This window comes from Peribacillus simplex (assembly GCF_001542915.1).
Lineage (GTDB): Bacteria > Bacillota > Bacilli > Bacillales > DSM-1321 > Peribacillus > Peribacillus simplex_B.
This window is the reverse complement of sequence record NZ_LNNH01000009.1, coordinates 1-18213: the sequence shown is the minus strand read 5'-3', so window position 1 is coordinate 18213 and position 18213 is coordinate 1. Positions and strand designations below refer to the sequence as shown.

Genomic DNA, 18213 nt, shown 5'->3' with positions numbered 1-18213 from the left:
GAAGAGCCCAAATCTCGTAACCTTTGGTCAAAATTTCAAAGGAATTTCAAAAGGGGTTCGGAATTTTTTAATTCCGAACCCCTTTTGTCTACAAACTGAGCACAGTAGTTGTTTAACTACTGTGCTTTTGATAGGTATCATTGTTCTACTTCGTCCTGACGCGGTCCCATTTTCGTTTGCTCTTCTCCATTTAATATCAACCGGAACGAGATATCGGCTTTTAGAGAATCCGAAACTGCACAGTATTTTTCTTTTCCTAGATTGATTGCTCTCCAGATTCGTTTACTGTCCACTTGTCCATCGATTATGAAGGTCACGACGATGGATGTGAACCCTTTAGGCAATTCTTCTTTTCTCGTACCATCTGTTTCAATTTCGAGTCTGTCCACAGATGACAAATAAGGCTTCAGAATCATCGTGACATCTATTCCAATGCATCCAGCCAGGGACGCCAGAAGCATTTCTGTCGGCGTACACCCTTTCCCTTCCCCTCCATATGCAGGTGTTGCGTCCATATTGACTTCATAGCCTGAATCCCCAACCGCTGTAAAAGCACGCTGGCCTCCCCATTTTGTTACCACTTTCATAATAATTCCTCCCGCTTCCCTTGTATGACCTACATTTTCTTCAAAAATTTTCTGGCTCGTTCGCTTTGTGGGCGTGAAAAGAATTCATCTGGCGGACTATCTTCAACGATGGCACCATCGGACATGAAGACGATTCTATCAGCCACTTCCTGAGCAAATGTCATCTCATGCGTAACGATAGCCATGGTCATTCCATCAAGAGCGAGTTCTTTAATGACAGCCAGCACTTCATCCACCAACTCTGGATCTAATGCAGACGTTGGTTCATCGAACAATAAGATATCCGGTTCCATTGCAAGTGCTCTGGCAATTGCAACCCTTTGTTGCTGCCCTCCAGATAATCGGGAAGGATACACATCTCTTTTATCTATCAGACCTACTCTGTTTAACAGTGTTTCCCCTTTTCTCACTGCATCATTTTTCGGCCACTTTTTCACGATCAGCAATGCTTCCATAACATTTTCCAGTACCGTTTTATGCGGGTATAAATTGAATTGTTGAAAAACCATACCCGTATGAAGACGGACTTTTTTAATTTGTTTATTGCGCACTTTTTGACTACTTTTGGCATCAACGACTATGTTGCTCACTTCGATAGTTCCACTTGTTAGTTCTTCCAGGCCATTGATACACCGAAGCAAAGTACTTTTACCTGAACCACTCGGTCCAAGAATCACGACAACTTCGCCGCTATTCACTTGTAAATTAATATCCTTCAACACATCCAAGGTTGAGAAACTTTTCGATAGGTTATTAATGTTTATCATTCTCTCTCACCATACTTAGTCATATATTGATAACCGTTTTTCAATTCTTTCCAATACAAAGGAAAATCCTGTACTCATGATCCAATACATTAACGCAATCGATAAATAAAAGGGCATGTACACATAGTATTGAGCAATTAATAGTTGGGCAGATCGCAATAATTCGGTAACCGTTATTACGGAAACAAGCGATGTTTCTTTTAACATCCCAATGAATGTATTGCCAGCAGGCGGGATGGCTACCCTAATCGCTTGCGGAAAAACAATTCTGCGCATCGTCTGATATGGTGACATTCCCGATGCATATGCCGCTTCATATTGCCCTTTAGGAATCGATTGAATCGCCCCGCGCAAGGTTTCGGACAGGTAAGCCCCGATGCTGATGCTTAACGCGATATATGCCGCTGTCAATGGTTGAAGATTAAAACCGTAATCAGCCAGTCCATAATACACAATGATGATTTGGACCAATGTGGGCGTACCTCTTATGATGGAAACATATGCGCGAGCGATCCATCTAATAAATGTATTACCTTTTAATCTTGCTACCGCCACGATCACAGCGATAATCGATCCAAAAAACATGGATATAATGGTGATCAGGAGCGTATAGTATGCTCCCTTCAATAAAAATGGCAGGTTCGTCCAAATAACATCCATAGCTTTGCTTGTATCCTTTCCACGATAATCGATTTATTCTTGCGGCTCTTCCCCAAACCATTTCACAAAAATCTCGTTATATGTGCCGTCTTGTTTCATATCAGCTAGATGCTTGTTCAATTCTTTCAATAGTGACTCATTACCTTTACGAATCGCGATTCCTGCTTTATCAGATTTAACCGGCTCACCTACAGCCTTGATCTTGAATCCATTTTTCTCGACAACTGGTTTCAACGCATACATATTATTAATCGTTGCATCGATTCTTCCAGAGTCCAAATCCTTCAATGATGTTATCACGTCATCATAGGTTTTAATCGTAAAATCGCCTACCTCTGGAAGCAGCTCTGTACGAAGATAGGTTTCGTCATTCGTTCCCAGTCCCACTCCGATGTTCTTGCCTTTGAAATCTTTTACAGACTTTACTGTATTATTTTTTTCTTGAACGATTACTTTCACATTGTTTGTGATATATGGCTCCGTAAAGTCCATTTGTTTTTTTCGTTCATCAGTAATCGTCATTTGGCTTATCACTGCATCAAATTTTTTGGTTTGCAGGCCTGCCACCATGCCTGAAAATTCTTGAGAAACAAATTCAACATCCACTCCGAGCCGTTTGGCCAGTTCCTTCGCGATATCCGCATCAAATCCATCCATTTCTTTTTTATCATTCAAGAAATTGTATGGCTGATAGGTACCCATAAGCCCTACTTTAAGGGTTCCACGATCTTTGATTTCTTGTAATAAATCTGCATTTTTTTCGCTAGTCTTATCATCTTTCGAACCACAAGCACTTAAAATCAAAGTAAATGCCACTAATAAAACCAGTGTAAGGTATGAATATTTTTTCTTCATTTTATTTTATCTCCTTTTCACGTTCCTAATAATCCGTAAAATTCGAATCTAACCATTTCCTTGGACAGCTCTGCCGTTGTTCGTTTTCTAATATTCGAGCCATCTGAGACCGGTCCGAATAACCACCTGGACAGGATCCCTTCAAATAAACTCATTAATAAGGCAGCTTGTAAACCTGGATCCCTTTCCGGCAGGATGTTCAGTTCCATTGCTCTTTTAATATTATTCTCGAAAGCTTCTTCCACCTTCAAGCGAGTTTCAATGATTGCCTGTTTAAGTGACTCTTCCCCATCAATTCCCTTGAATATCATTTCCATCATATATCGGTTGGATTGCGAAAAATCAAATAATTCGACAAATAGCTTCTCCGAAGAATTCAATACATCCTCAACCGTTCCAGGAGATTTTCGATGCCCATGCGCCACTACCTCCAGAAGCCCGCTTTGCCCCTGTTGGATGATTTCCAAAGCAATCGCTTCTTTACTTTTAAAATGCCAATAAAAAGTACCTTGAGCAATGCCCGCCTCGCGAACGATGTCGGAAATCTTCGTTTTATGATAACCAAGGGAAGCAAAAAGCTGTTGCGAAATCACTAATATTTGCTCTCTTCTTTCCAACTTTTCTTGAGTAGAAATCCGTACTCACCTCCCGATTGATTAGTCAGTCAGTCTTATCATATAAAAATCCTGGACAGTAGTCAATTAACTTTAGTGGTTTAGTTGGTTTTATTTTTTCCACAAACAAAAAGCTCCTGAAAATACATTTCAGGAGCTTAGGTTCATTATTTTTGCAACTCATTGTAATGAGTGATGACTTCTTTCGTTATTTCACTGTTTTCGTCCAGGCCGCTAACTTCCTTAAGTACGGCTGGTACACCATTTTCCTTGATCATGGCTTGCAGCTTGACCGCTTCTTCGTCTTCGTGGAAATCAAACAGCAATGCGGATGCAATCGCCTTCGCCAAGTTCGTATAAGAAAGACCGGCCTTCTGCGCTTCTACGGCAGGGCGTACGAGACGGTCGTTCGGTCCGAGCTTGCGCAGCGGTGAACGGCCCACTCTATTCACCGAGTCGTTCAAGTAGCTGTTTTTAAATCGGGCAATGATTTTTTCAATATAGCGCTGATGCTCATCTGCATCCAATCCGTATTGATGGATTAAGTAGGCGCCCGTTTCCCCTAATATGTTCTTGACTTGCTCGACAATCGCTTCATCCTCCAATGTTTGGTCAATCGTCAATTTGCTGTCTTTAAGGTAGCCGAGGTACGCAATCGATGCATGTCCTGTATTGACGGTGAACAATTTCCGCTCAATGAATGGAGCAAGCTCTTTTACAATCGTCATCCCCTCCACCGCAGGAATGTTTTCTTTCGTTTCCACGACCCATTCATAATAAGGTTCGACCAATACGTCCAGTGACCCTTCGTTGTTTTGCAAAGGAACGATCCGATCGACAGCTGAATTGAAGAAGGATACTTTTTCAGCAAGGCTTGCCTTCGTTTCCTGATCCAAGTGTTGCAGGATGTATCCTTCTAAAAGGTCCGTTGCCGAAATTTGGTTTTCGCATGCGATCACATATAGCTTTTCTTCGGTTTGTTTCACTCTTGAAGCTAATCCCTTTGCAATCAAAGGAGCGATATGGGGCAGGATATTCGGTCCGATCGCCGTGGTAAGGTAGGTTGCTTCCGATATGGCTTTTATGATTTCATCTTCCTGGTTCATGCTATTTAAGCCTGAGACATTTTCCACCGTGACCGATTCTTGTTGATCCGTTGCCAATTTGACTTGGTACTGCTTTTTTTCATTCAACTGATCGATGATTTTTTCAGCTATATCTACAAATGTGACATGATATCCAGATTGTGAAAAGAGTGCTCCGATAAATCCTCTTCCAATGTTTCCTGCACCAAAATGTACGGCTTGTTTCATTACAATCATCCCTTTATCAAGTTAGTATATAAATAGTCCAAAAATATGGCTTCCAATCTTTTGCTGATCAGTTCTTCGTCCGAAGATGAAAAAACCATGATCGATTCATTGCTTTCAATTAAGCTGGAACTGATCAGGCTGACCATTTCCTGCTGCTTCACGCTCAAGTCTTCAGGAGCCAGCATCAGCAGTAAGTTTTTCATATGGACGACTTTTCCGTCCATTCCTTTGACAAGACAATCTTCCTCTAGGCGGGCGATCTGGAATATCAACTCTTTCACGTTTTTATGCCTGGCATGAAAAAGTCCCAAGCTTGTGCCAGGAATGCCTAAACCGCCTTTTTTTTCCCGTTCGTCCAGGGCTTCAATGACATCACCGGCATGGATGATCAATTGTTCCTTTTCAGCGATCATAACCATTTCTGCGAGGATCTCCGGATGTCCTTTCAAATGCGGCAGGCGATATAACCGGAAATTGTCAATGATCGACTGGATACTTTCCTGGGCACTTTTCAATTCCTGCAAAACTTCCCTTAATTCGCCGTCAGGTTTTTTCGAGTTCGAATCCTTGTTGGCTGCCTGACTCCGATATCGTTTATTCTTCGTGAACTTTTCAATATTCTTCCTGATATAATTCCTGATATTCTCGATATTTTCTTCACTCAAAAGAGGGGATACGAGAATATAATCCATATCGATATACGGAAGGCGAACGGTGGAAATGATAACATCATAATTTTGCAGGCTGTCGTGCATCTGGATATCCTTGATCGTTTTAATTTCAACCGTCTGGATTTCGATGATTTCTTTTTTGATCCGGCTGGCCAGCATTTTTGATGTACCTATCCCCGTCGGACAAACGATGAGCGCCCTGATGGCAATTTCCTCTTCCCGCAGTACCAAGGCAGATCCGAAATGGAGGACGATGAAGGCTATCTCATCTTCAGGGAATTCCTTGATTTCCTTGAATTCCTTTTCCAGGCCGGTCTTAACGGCTAAAAAGAGAACGGGATACTTTCGTTTAATATCTTCCGTTAAGGGATTGTATAATCCCATTTCCTGTTTGATCCTGAAAAGCGAAGGCTCCATATGGGCAAGAAGCCCTTGATACAGCGGAAAATCCTTGGTCAGGTTGATTTGCAGCTGCTCTGAAACATCCTTGATCAAGTTCCTGATGAGCTGGCCCAGCAACACGCTGTCATACGGAACGGCATCGGCGGCATGAAGTTTGGAGCCTTTCAGGATGGCAGCCAAATAGCTTATATCATCGATTGTAAAGGAAACCTTGAGCTTGGTCTTGAGTTCCTTGCAGATTTTATCCATCAGGTTATTCTCATCCGAGAGATCGCTTAGTCTTTTGAAGTCCTTCTCCAAATAAAATTGGCTTTCATTCCTTTGGAGGGTTACGTAAATATGTACGACCAACCCTATATACCCGCTATCGGCCAAACGTGAATGGATACTATTGAAGGTTGAGTTCAGCACGCCATCAATGGCCAAAAGATAGTCGGGATCAAAATAGTCGAGAATTTTCCCTTTGCGGATTTCCCCTTCTTGGAGCAAGAATAAACTTTCGATCAGCTCTTCATTAAAGAAGTGCAGGAAATAGGCAGCCTGTGCTTTCCGTTTATTTTCTTCAGTACCGGCAAGCTCTATCCCCACTCCCCGTTTCCTTGTAATCACGATATTGAAATTCCTTAGCCACTCCGTCAATTCGTCCAAATAGACGGTAAGGGTCGATATGCTGATGCCCAGATTCACCGCAAGTGCTTGCGTTTTATACGATTCTTCCTGAACTAAAGCCAAAAGAAGATGCAGCTTTCTTTCTTGCGGCGTCTGATCGATTGGATGATTCCCCATCAGGTGCTGCACTAGCCGAAAGATTTGTTCATTCTTGCCGTCGATGGACAACCCTTCATGCGTGTTGCGTGTTAGCTGCAATTCAAAAGATTGCAGGATTTTTTCTATCGATTTCAAATCACGCTGAACCGTGCGGACACTCACATTCAATTGTGTGGCAATGGAAACGGCCGTATGCTTTCCAGACGTTTTTATAATCAATTCCAAGATTGATTTTTCCCTTGAAGTAATATACATGCTACCAACTCATTTCAGGTGGAGTAACACGAGAAAATACTGAATAGAAAAGCGTAAAACGCTTTTCTATTCATGGTGAGAAATATTTAATTTTTTTCTACATTGATGATATCCATCAATTCCCTGGCTGTTGTGGCTTTGACCATTTTTTCAATGTTTTCCATTTCGGAACATGTGACGGCAATGCCAGATAGGATTTCGAGATGTGTGCCATCCTTACCGGCTATCCCGAATATCAATCTTGCTTTTTGACCGTCAAAGTCAACCCCATCAGGAATTTGTAAAACGGTGAATCCGGATTTAAGAACATCCTTCTTCGCTTCTTCGGTTCCGTGTGGGATCGCTACATCATTTCCCATATAAGTTGAAGTCATCTCATCGCGGGCAATCATTGCTTCGATATAGCTTTCCTTAACGTAACCTGCTTTGACCAAAGCTCTTCCGGCAAAACGGATCGCTTCTTCCTTATTGGCGAATTGTTGATTGAGGAAGACATTTTCTTCACGAAGCAATTCATTATCAGCTTGTTCTACTTCCTCAATACCCGGTTCGATGGAATGCTTGCGAACACCGGGAACCTTTTCTTCCGCCTCTTCGACAATCTCATGCAGCTCATCTGTACCGTCATCCTGAAGACGTGCAAGCAATGAATCATACTCAGGGCTAGATAAGAAGTTATCGACGGATACGTGATACGCATTAGGCACTTTATTTTTGGCCCTTGGCGTCAACTCTTCCTGGGTAATGACGATTTGGGCATCGGCAGGAATGTTTGAAATCGCCGTATTGGTTACCGAGATATTCATTCCGGCTTCCTTCACCTTCTTGCGAAGCAGCGAAGCTCCCATTGCACTTGAGCCCATACCAGCATCGCATGCAAAAATGATTTTGTTGACGTTTGTAGGCATTGTTCCCGGTTCTGAAGCGAACACATTGGCAACAGAACTTTTCTTGCCTTTCATTTCTTGCATTTTCTTCGCGGCATCCTCAATGTTCTCTTCGGATTGTTTTCCTGTTTTCAAGATGAATGCAGCGACAACGAATGATACGATTGCAGCGACAAGTACACCGGCAAAGTTAGCAATATATGCGCTAGCATGATGCGGAGTTACAGCCGTGATGGCAAAAATGCTTCCTGGTGAAGCAGGCGCGAATAAGCCGCCGCCCAATAGAACCAAAGTGAAGACTCCGCTCATGCCTCCAAGGATGACCGCTATGAATAACATCGGCTTCATCAGGATATAAGGGAAATAAATTTCATGGATCCCGCCGAAGAATTGAATGATGACAGCTCCTGGCGCCGATCTCTTCGCCGTTCCTTTTCCAAAGATACAATAAGCAAGTAGGACGCCAAGACCAGGTCCTGGATTCGATTCAAGCAGGAACAAGATGGAAGATCCTGTTTGTTTCGCTTGCTCTAGAGCGATTGGTGATAATACACCGTGATTGATTGCATTGTTCAAGAACAATACTTTCGCAGGCTCGATCAGGATACTCGTCAATGGCAGCAAGCCTGTACCGACAAGCCAATCGACTCCTGCTACAAGCCATCCTGTAAAGACGACAACAGCCGGCCCGATGGCCAGGAATGATAGAATGGCCAGCAAGCCGCCAAGTATCCCAGCCGAGAAGTTGTTGACAAGCATTTCGAATCCGGCTTTTATTTTACCTTCGATCAGTTGATCGAATTTCTTGATGACATACCCACCGAATGGTCCCATGATCATCGCACCAAGGAACATCGGGATGTCAGATCCGACGATGACACCCATAGTCGCGATGGCACCGACTACGCCTCCTCGGTGATCATGAATTAGCTTACCACCTGTATACCCTATTAAAATCGGCAGTAAAAACGTGACCATCGGGGAAACCATTTTGGCAAGGCTTTCATTTGGCAGGAAGCCCGATGGAATGAATAGGGCCGTGATTAACCCCCAAGCGATGAAAGCTGAAATGTTCGGCATGACCATTGAACTTAAAAAGTTACCGAACTTTTGAACTGCAACCTTTATATTAAAGTGAGCCATTTTACTCTCTCCCCTTCATTAATGATATATTTTACATTCATCTTAAATCACGTACCTTCCGTATTCAATAAAAGCTAAAGCTAACTTTGTCGCGGAAGGGAAGACAAACATAATGTTTCTCATTTTTCCAGTTTTATTCAGGTTGTGTTCCATTTTAACATGAGATCAAAAGAAAAAGGTCCCATTCAGATCGAATGGGACCTTACCTTTACGTTTTATAGAGGGATGATGCCCAATATGACAGACACCACAATCATGACAAGCGTCGATCCGCAGGCCCATTTCAAGAAGGTGCGCTGCAGGGCTCCGAAATCTTCCCCTACCATTCCAATCAATAGATAGGTAGATGGGACGAGCGGGCTTAATAGGTGAACAGGCAGCCCTAACAAGGAAGCTCGGCCGATCAAGGCAGGATCGATTCCATAAGCGGCTCCCGCTTTTGCAAGCAATGGAAGTACCCCATAATAAAATGCATCATTGGACATGAAGAAGGTAAAAGGTGCGGAGATGACGGCTGTAATGACGGCAAAATGGGCACCCATTTGGTCAGGAATATGCTGGATCAAAGAGTTAGCCATCGCATCCACCATTTCCGTGCCGGCAAGGATTCCAGTAAAGACACCAGCAGCAAAAATCATTGAAATGACCGATAAAGCATTGTCAGCGTAATTGGCAACCCGTTCTTTTTGGTCACTGATCTTAGGATAATTGACCGTGATGGCGATTGCAAAACCTACCATGAACAAGACCGCCGAAGGCATAAGCTCCATGATCAGCGCCACAAGAAGGGTCAGCGTCAACGCATAATTGAAAATAATCAATTTAGGACGTTTAAGATAAGCATCTTCCGTTGCTGCCGCATGCTGGGCCGCAATCGATTGATCGATTTCGATGATACCGATCCGTTTTCTTTCTTTTTTACCAAGGCAATAAGCCATGAATAAGACGAATAGGACTCCGCCAATCATTGCAGGAATGACTGGGGTGAAAACATCGGACATTTCAAGCTTTAAAGCGGTCATCACCCGTGCTGTCGGTCCTCCCCAAGGAAGAAGGTTCATGACACCGGATGATGAAACGGCAATGCCTGCCAATATAAGCGGTTTCATTCCAATCCGTTTATAAAGCGGAAGCATGGCGGATATCGTTATCATATAAGTGGTTGTACCATCTCCATCCAACGAAATCAGCAACGCCAAGACTGCCGTGCCGATGGCAATTTTCACTGGATCTCCTTTTACAAGCTTAAGGATCGTCCGAATGATCGGATCAAAAACGCCAGCATCGATCAAAATGCCGAAGAAAAGGATCGCAAATAAAATCATGATTCCCGTTGGCGCCACACTTTTGATTCCTTCCAGCGCCATTGCACCCATCTCGCCGCCAAATCCGCCGATTAGCGCAAAAGCACTTGGTACTACAATCAAAGCTATCATGGCTGAAAGTCGCCCTGTCATTATTAATATCATAAATACCAAAATCATCAAATATCCCAATAAAGCGAGCATATGATCACTCCTCATCTTCTAATAAGATAAATTGTATCGGAAAACGCTTTATCTGTAAGCGTTTTCAATTTATTGTGTTTTAAAACTATTTTGTTAATTGTGTTCATTGTGTTCACGGAGACACTTCACAGGTGAACAGGGTCCCTGATTCCAACAAAAAAACACCTCCAATTAGAGGAGGTATCCAATAGGCACTATTCAATTTTATAATATCTTCGCTCGGGCCTGCCGACCAATCCATATACGACTTCCGCTTTGCATTTCTTCACAGAAATCAAATATTCCAAATAGCGTCTAGCCGTTGTCCTGGACGCACCGATCTGACCGCTTACCTGTTCGGCCGACAAGCCGATATCGCTTGCTTCGAGAACCTCGATCACCTTCGTCAAGGTGATTTCGTCGACCCCCTTCGGCAGGGCAGCGGCTTCGTTCGTTTCTTGCGGAGCGTCTCCCTTTTTCATTATAAGATCAACAAAATCCTGATCGATCTCTTGCTTGGATTTCAGCAGCTGGACTTTTTTAAGGTACTCCCCGATGACTTGGTTGAAGCGCTTCATTTCCACTGGTTTAATCAAATAGTTCTCGACACCGTAGTGAAGCGCCTTTTCAAGCTGTTCCTTGTCTGTCGCAGCCGTAATCATGATGATATCGACAGACGGGAAGTTTTTTCGAATGTCGGGAAGGAGCTCAGTACCTAGCTGATCCGGCATATACACATCAAGCAAAAGTAGATCCGGTTTTTTTTGCTCCAATATCCGCAATGTTTTTTTGGCATTGACGGCTTTTCCGACCACTTCTACTTCATCAAAGGCTTTCAAGAATTTTTCATGGATATCCGCCACCCGGAAATCATCTTCCGCTATGACGGCTCTTATCTTCAACATTTTTACCCTCCTCTCCGTTTTTTAGGAAGATACACGGTGAATATGGTGTTTCCCTTTTCACTTTGAACCTCGATGATGCCCTCCAGCTCTTTTACGACCTGATCGGCGTTTGAAAGTCCATACCCACTCGGACTTCCACTGTTTTTCGAAGTGAAGCCCCGATTGAAAATATAGGAAATATCACGTTCAGCTATTCCTTTTCCGTTGTCACTGACTTCAAATACTAGATCATTTCCAATATCGGTCGCGAAGAATTTCACGAGCGGCTCGTCCATGACGGAAACCGCTTCAAGCGCATTATCGATGATATTGCCTACTATCAAGGTGAGCTGTGACAATTTGATATGATCTGGAAGCTTCTCCAAGTAACTTTGTGCATCTATTTCGAAGACGATTTTCTTCTCCGATGCTTTTCCGATCTTGCCGAGTAACAGGGCCTGTACCTTAGAATCCTTGATCTGCTCGAACACCACACGGTTCAAGGAATGCAATTCGGATGTTTCGCTTTGAATCATATCTATTGCTTCATCGTATTCCCCTAATTGTATCAGTCCCGAGAGAACATAAAGCTTATTGGTGAATTCATGGGTTTGGGCCCGTAAATCCTCTGAATGCATCTTCACTTCCGATAATGTATGGACCATTTCCTCAATTTCCGTTCGATCACGGAACGAAGCGACAACACCGCTTACTCCCTCACTATCGAAGATTGGTGTACAGTTCACGATAATCGATTTATCTTTCCACGTTATCTCTTTATCCGCCTGGGGCTCCCCAGACCTTAGCACTTCAAATAAATACTTCGACGGAAAAAGCCCATCGACATTCAAATGGCGGACGGATTCCTTGATATCCAGCAATTTCTTCGCTGGCTGATTCATCGAGGTGATCAATCCATTTTGATCAATGGCGAGAATACCTTCCTTGACCGACTGAAGCACCGCATTTTTTTCTTTATATAAATTGGCGATTTCAAATGGCTCAAGTCCTAACGTATCTTTACGTATGCTTCTTGCCAGCATGTAGCTGCCAATGATCGAAATCATGATCGCCAATAAAGATATAAACATTTCTTTCGAAAGGTCCTTGAAAATCTGGGCCCGGACATCTTCGACCAAAAATCCTACCGAGACTATCCCAATGATCTTCCCATCCTGATTGAAGATCGGCGATTTCCCCCGAATCGAAAGACCCAGCGAGCCCGCCGCCTCGGAAACATAATATTTGCCCTCGCGGATGGCCCTGCTATTGTCGCCGCCTTTCATCCGCTTCCCGATTTCGGATGCCAACGGATGCGAGTAACGAATTTCTTTGTCATTCCCCACAACAATGAACTCAGCCCCTGTTTCCCTGCGGATCTTTTCGACAACCGGCTGGATGATACTCGCCGGGTCGTCCGTTTCAAAAGCCTCCTTGACGGTAGGCATGAAGCTGATCGTTTTAGAAAGTTCCAAAGCCAATTGGCCCTTATCCTTCGCGATTTGCCTTCCTTCCATATATGAAAAAGAGATCGCCAATAAGAGAATCAAAAAAAGGCTCAACGATAAAACTAATCCGAGAATCTTGGTTTCCAGCGATACTTTTCTCATATTCAACCGCATCCCCTATTTTCACGTTCCTTCATTATATTTTATTGCAGCATAATGATTTTACCATTTCTATTAAAATTTGAACATTGTGCGGATACCCAATTATTGCAAACCTCCTGTTGCAGTCTTTTAACATTCTAGTTATACCTATCATCTAATATCATCATTTTTCTTTTTTTTCATTTGAACTGTAGTTTCTTTTTCATAGTCTTCATGTCCTGGGGATGTATATGAACAACGCAAAAAATTTTCGCGTTATTGTATTAATTTAGCGTTCAAGATCCTTAAGGACTTTTGTGACATAGTAAATATTCACTATAGTTCATTCTTAGTAAATATAGATCATTAATTATATTATTTAACAAATATGCAGGTAAATCAGCACAGTAAGTGATAACATTTTAGTAGAAATGGAGGTAATATTTATGCAGTTTAAAAAATCATTAATCATAACAGTTTTAGGTTTATCAATTGTAGGTTTTTCTACGGGGGCAAGCGCTGCAAATAATGATGGACTTGTAGATTCAGAAGTTACACAATCTAACAAACAAGCAGATAATACTAATTTAATTAGCGGAAGAGCAGCCAAGCCCTCCAATTCTTCAAGAATAGATGTATATAAACCACTTTTAGGCAAAACCTATGCAGTAGCTAAATCAAGTTCTACAGTAAAAGAGGATTATATTTATGCTAAAGCAAGAACGTTTAATGGTGATGGAGCATTAATAAAATCAAATTCAACAAGTGCTAAAAAAACAACCTATACTAGTGTTAGAGCTGACAACGGAACAATATACTCAGGTAATGATTGGGCAATTGGGAATCACACGTATAAGCTTAAAGGATATAAAGATATTAATCATGAAACAAAGGCATATTGGTAATTAAGAGGTGACTAAGAGATATGCCGATTGCATATCTCTTTTACTTAGGAGAAGAATTGATTATGAGAAAATACTACAAAACAGTATTAATAATTATTTTAGGTTTAATTGGAACTTACTTCTTGTTTAATAGTAATGTATATTTATCCTCAAATAAAGAACCCAAAACTTTAATCACTTCTGATAGTGAAAATCGCGAAGTAGGAAACACGGTTGCATATGGTATGAAAAATTTGGAAGGTGATCATATAGATAATGGTAGTGACCTTAGTAGTAAAAACAATAAAGTATCGGGAGTTGTCTCAATAGACCACAATATGGATGAAGACAGAAAATATGCATTGCTTATTTTTGATAACTATAAACAAAAAACATTTATTGTAGAAAACAAGGAGCAGGTAGTAAACAAACATTTCTTTGAAATGAAATCGAACAGTTCCATAAACATAAAAGTTTCCACATCCATTGATTCCAATTCTAGAGAATTAACTTTCTTACTCGTGAAAAAGCCCGAGTATAATTTGAGAGAAAAGGATTTAAATAGAGCGGCAGTTCTAGGAGAAGTTTTGAGCATGCGTTTTTCAATCAACGATTCTGATATTATGGAGGAAAATAGTGAAGTAAGACCCGATGCTATTATTAGAGATGGTTTATATGAAAATTTGTTTGTCACGAATAGTAAAAAAAAGCTACAATCTATTATTACTGAAAAAGAAGGCAAGAAACTTATACTCTCTGCTGGAAATGATTCAAATGCCGAAATCAGATATGCCATTATAGCTTTAAAGGATTGGGAACAAGATACTGTTATAGATAACAAAATAGTCTTATATACGACTGTAGCTCCAGAAACGAGACACCTTTTTCATTTTAACCTACCCAATGTTAAAACTGAAAGTAATTTTCAATTCATTGCCTTCCCATTCCCTTATGATGTAAGTGATAATAATTATGAGAGTCAACAAGCATTTGGTTCTTTCAGAATCGTCATTAAAAATGATGAATAACAAGATGGGGGTAATTGAATGTCCACTATAACTACTATATTAGGTTTAATCGGTATTTTTGCCATAATTGTTTTTTTAGCCATTGTAAAAACTATAAAAGATAATTCCAAAAGATAGTTGTTTTATCAAGGCAATTGGATGGGTTAACCAATACAACTCATGATCTATTCAACTAATCAGCAGCCCACGCATTTACTTTAAAATTTAATAAAAATAAATCCTAGAATTTAGAGGAATTCAAAATCATTCTTAAGAATAGTCCCGTATATAAGGGCATGTTCGAACATGCCCTCTCAATTTGTTCATATATAAACTTCTTGTATTGATTTGGGAATTTTTTTGAACGTTTTTTCAAAAACAAGTAAAAGATCTAATTTGTCTTGTATCGATTCCAAAAAACGTCCAGAATCTCCCATTCCATCTGAAGCCTGCCACAGATCGCGGACCGACGAAAATGGGGTAATACCAAAAACTCCCCCCATTATTCAACCAGATGAACGTATTCCTGAATAAGCAAAACGAAATCGCCCCTGGATCTACAGCAAATGTTGAGGCCTGCTGCTGTTGCGGGATAAACGCTGGCGGCGGAGCTGTCGGTGCTTGCGAATACGGCAATGATCCCGGTTGACCCGGAAATTGTGGTCCGCCTGGAAATCCTGGTAGTTCAGGAAACACTCGATCTTGATACGCTTGATCTTCATAATGATATGTTGGGTACACATACATGGTCATTCACCCCTATATGATTGAATGATATACAGTATGATATATGGACCGAGGTTGTATGGGCTCTTAACGAACGATTTATGAAGCAACCCACATTTCATCTCCTAAAATGGAGAGCTATCGATACGAATTGTACCGGTTTATTGACGAATTTTGTATTTTATCTGCGAATTGCGTTGATTTATCGATGAATTGTACTGATTTATCTGCAAATTTTGAGATTTATCTACGAATTACACCGGTTTATCTACGAATTGTGTGGATTCAGTAAAGCAGTCTCCATAAATAAAATGTTGCGTAGGATTCCCAATCAGACCAGGCTTCCGACCATGTTTGGATTTCGGCTTTTGTTGGTTTCATTTCCATTTCGAGGACCAGCTTGATGGAATTATGCAGACCGACGTCATCGATTGGAAATGCTGCTTGAAACCGCAAGCACCTCATGAGTACATAATTCGCTGTCCATGGACCGATCCCGCGTATTTTCGTAAGCATTTTTTCAGCGGTTTTTACATCGTTTGCCAGCAGCAGCTTTTCTTTCGTAAGTTCACCTTTCGCGATCAGTTGGGCCACACCAATCAAGTACTCGCATTTCTTCACGGTCATCCTCATTACGGAAAGATCTTCTATCGTCAATTTGGCTATCGATTCAGGCGTCGGAAACAGCCAATACGACTTCCCCTCGTATTCGATCCTTTCGCCGAATGATTCAACAAGCCTCCGCTTCAATGTATAAGCGTAAGTCAAATTAATCTGCTGTCCGAGAATTCCCCAGGCAATAGCTTCAAATAAATCTGGGATGCCGATGTTCCTTAAACCGAAGAACTGGCTGACCGGCCCTTGCAATAAGGGATCTTTTTTTGCAAGCTCATAAAAGGGCAAGAGATTTGTGTCTAGATCGAACCAGCTGCGAATGTATGCGGAAACAGCATCAAAAACACGCTTGTCGATTGGTTCCGTCCGTCCTGGTATTCGAACGTGCAGCTCCGTTTCATTCACCGCACTGATTTCCACTAAAAGTTTCTCGTTTTCGAAAGACAAGGCCCGATATATCTTTTGATCGACAATGTCGAATAAACATTCATTGGCGGATCTTGATAAGTATGTAAGATTTTCCGTAAAGCGAAATTCATGGGGTGTAAGGATGGTCCATTCACATCTATCATAAAAGGTCTCGTTCATTCATGCTCCTCCTTCTTCGGTTTCCTTTATGTTAATCAATTTACTCTTTCCTTTAAATACCGGGTTACAGTTAAAATAAAGGCCAGAGCTGTCTTCTGACAATAAATGAGCAGTTGGAACTCCAACATCACAATCTTCTCATTGATTTTAACTTTATCCAAAATGAATTACGTTATCTTGCTTTTATATTATCGCCTTGTTTGCATATCTTCACTTTCTTGTATACTAAAGGAGAGGTGAGCATGGTGGATTCGAACATCCCTAATGATTATTGGAAGGCCATCGTCGATTGTGATGAAGCGTATGATGATCATTTTTTATATGGAGTAATGACAACAGGCATTTTTTGCAGGCCCTCCTGCAAATCCCGGGTGCCCAATAAGGAAAACGTGAAGATTTTCAAAAATGCCAGAATGGCCCTGGAGGCGGACTTCCGGCCTTGTAAACGATGTAAACCGGAAGGACTGAATCTGCCAATGGAGGATTGGATTGAACAGATAGCCGAATGGCTCGACCAGCATTTCCGTGAACCGCTCACATTGAACAGGATCGCCGATATTGCCCACGGGAGCCCTTATCATTTACAACGATCCTTCAAGCGTGTGAAGGGGATGACGCCCAGTGAATACGTTCAGCGCCTCCGAATTGAAAAAGCATGCAGCCTTCTCGAAAGCTCCGAGCTGACTGTGGCAGACATAGGCTTGGCCGTAGGTTTCTCAAGCACTCCCTATTTCATGACATTATTCAAAATGAAGATGGGCCTTACACCAATGGGCTACCGCAAAGATGCCGCCAAAATCGCAACGAAGGAGCGTGAATTGGATGCAAACAGTTGACTGGTCGATACTAAATGCTGAAGCGGGGCCATTATATATCGCCAAGACGGAGAAAGGACTCTGCTATGTAGGTTCACCGGGACAATCATTCAAAGACCTGGACGCATGGAGGCAAAAGCGCTTCCCCACGGCCAAGCTTGCCGAAAATCCAGAAGCATTAAGACCATATATCCAAGAGCTGCATGAATATTTCAAAGGAGTGCGGCAAACCTTCTCATTTACAACGGATGTAAAAGGTACTCCCTTCCAACAAGAAATCTGGGCAGCATTGAAGCAAATCCCCTATGGGACAACATGTTCCTACTCCGATATTGCCCAGCTCATTCAAAGACCTGCAGCCGTTCGGGCTGTCGGTACGGCCATTGGCGCCAATCCTGTATTGATCACGGTGCCATGCCACCGGGTCATCGGCAAGAATGGCGCCATTTCCGGTTACCGCGGCGGTTTGGAGATGAAACAATATTTACTTCAATTGGAAGCGAACTATCGGGGGGGAAGACCTTCTTAACTAATAAAAGCATCCGATCATTCGGATGCTCAGACTGTAGACAAACTCGATGAAAATCGAGTTTGTTTATTTTTATGGCCTGTACAATTTAGACGTTGATTTCCACTCCAGGCACTCGCTTTCCGCGGGCGGTCGGGGAGCCTCCTCGGCTTTGCCTGCGGGGTCTC

17 protein-coding genes are annotated in these 18213 nt (G+C 42.1%); 4 read left to right on the top strand and 13 right to left on the bottom strand.

What is annotated here, in order from left to right:
• Nucleotides 1-137 precede the first annotated feature (137 nt).
• The 11 genes from AS888_RS02590 to AS888_RS02540 form a co-directional block, all read right to left on the bottom strand.
• Nucleotides 138-587, bottom strand: a complete 450-nt coding sequence (locus AS888_RS02590; RefSeq protein ID WP_061140654.1) for an OsmC family protein — start codon at nt 585-587, stop codon at nt 138-140.
• 29 nt (nt 588-616) lie between these two features.
• Complete coding sequence (locus AS888_RS02585) at nt 617-1354, bottom strand: amino acid ABC transporter ATP-binding protein (protein ID WP_061140653.1); 738 nt, start codon at nt 1352-1354, stop codon at nt 617-619.
• 15 nt (nt 1355-1369) lie between these two features.
• Nucleotides 1370-2014: an amino acid ABC transporter permease gene (locus AS888_RS02580; RefSeq protein ID WP_061140652.1), complete on the bottom strand. Its 645-nt coding sequence runs from the start codon at nt 2012-2014 to the stop codon at nt 1370-1372.
• A gap of 33 nt (nt 2015-2047) precedes the next feature.
• Nucleotides 2048-2869: a transporter substrate-binding domain-containing protein gene (locus tag AS888_RS02575; protein WP_061140651.1), complete on the bottom strand. Its 822-nt coding sequence runs from the start codon at nt 2867-2869 to the stop codon at nt 2048-2050.
• A gap of 17 nt (nt 2870-2886) precedes the next feature.
• Nucleotides 2887-3462 (bottom strand): TetR/AcrR family transcriptional regulator, encoded by a 576-nt coding sequence (locus tag AS888_RS02570; protein WP_260320090.1) that lies wholly within the window; start codon nt 3460-3462, stop codon nt 2887-2889.
• 188 nt (nt 3463-3650) lie between these two features.
• Nucleotides 3651-4796 (bottom strand): mannitol-1-phosphate 5-dehydrogenase, encoded by a 1146-nt coding sequence (locus tag AS888_RS02565; protein WP_061140649.1) that lies wholly within the window; start codon nt 4794-4796, stop codon nt 3651-3653.
• 5 nt (nt 4797-4801) lie between these two features.
• Nucleotides 4802-6892, bottom strand: a complete 2091-nt coding sequence (locus AS888_RS02560; protein ID WP_061140648.1) for a BglG family transcription antiterminator — start codon at nt 6890-6892, stop codon at nt 4802-4804.
• 86 nt (nt 6893-6978) lie between these two features.
• Nucleotides 6979-8922: a PTS mannitol transporter subunit IICBA gene (locus tag AS888_RS02555; RefSeq protein ID WP_061140647.1), complete on the bottom strand. Its 1944-nt coding sequence runs from the start codon at nt 8920-8922 to the stop codon at nt 6979-6981.
• Nucleotides 8923-9137: 215 nt separating this feature from the next.
• Entirely contained in the window at nt 9138-10430 is a 1293-nt protein-coding gene (locus tag AS888_RS02550) for a CitMHS family transporter (RefSeq protein WP_061140646.1), read from the bottom strand.
• 194 nt (nt 10431-10624) lie between these two features.
• Entirely contained in the window at nt 10625-11314 is a 690-nt protein-coding gene (locus AS888_RS02545; RefSeq protein ID WP_061140645.1) for a response regulator, read from the bottom strand.
• 2 nt (nt 11315-11316) lie between these two features.
• Nucleotides 11317-12903, bottom strand: coding sequence for an ATP-binding protein (locus AS888_RS02540; RefSeq protein WP_061140644.1), 1587 nt, complete (start codon nt 12901-12903; stop codon nt 11317-11319).
• Between the two features lie 425 nt (nt 12904-13328).
• Here AS888_RS02540 and AS888_RS02535 point away from each other — a divergent pair, with 425 nt between their 5' ends.
• A complete protein-coding gene (locus AS888_RS02535; RefSeq protein WP_061140643.1) occupies nt 13329-13787 on the top strand; it encodes a hypothetical protein in 459 nt (152 codons plus the stop codon).
• A 20-nt stretch (nt 13788-13807) separates the two neighbouring features.
• Entirely contained in the window at nt 13808-14794 is a 987-nt protein-coding gene (locus AS888_RS02530) for a hypothetical protein (protein ID WP_061140642.1), read from the top strand.
• 351 nt (nt 14795-15145) lie between these two features.
• Here AS888_RS02530 and AS888_RS02525 read toward each other — a convergent pair whose 3' ends face one another.
• Nucleotides 15146-15520 (bottom strand): hypothetical protein, encoded by a 375-nt coding sequence (locus tag AS888_RS02525; RefSeq protein ID WP_061140641.1) that lies wholly within the window; start codon nt 15518-15520, stop codon nt 15146-15148.
• A gap of 264 nt (nt 15521-15784) precedes the next feature.
• Nucleotides 15785-16702, bottom strand: coding sequence for a DNA-3-methyladenine glycosylase family protein (locus AS888_RS02520; RefSeq protein WP_061140640.1), 918 nt, complete (start codon nt 16700-16702; stop codon nt 15785-15787).
• Between the two features lie 242 nt (nt 16703-16944).
• On the opposite strand from AS888_RS02520, the gene AS888_RS02515 reads away from it, so the two are divergent.
• Both AS888_RS02515 and AS888_RS02510 read left to right on the top strand, forming a co-directional pair.
• On the top strand, nt 16945-17538 hold the full coding sequence (locus AS888_RS02515; RefSeq protein WP_061140639.1) for a bifunctional transcriptional activator/DNA repair enzyme AdaA: 594 nt from the start codon (nt 16945-16947) through the stop codon (nt 17536-17538).
• The gene (locus tag AS888_RS02510; protein ID WP_061140638.1) at nt 17525-18046 is read left to right on the top strand and encodes a methylated-DNA--[protein]-cysteine S-methyltransferase; all 522 of its coding nucleotides are present in this window, start codon (nt 17525-17527) and stop codon (nt 18044-18046) included. The genes AS888_RS02515 and AS888_RS02510 overlap by 14 nt, the downstream gene beginning before the upstream one ends.
• Nucleotides 18047-18213 lie beyond the last annotated feature (167 nt).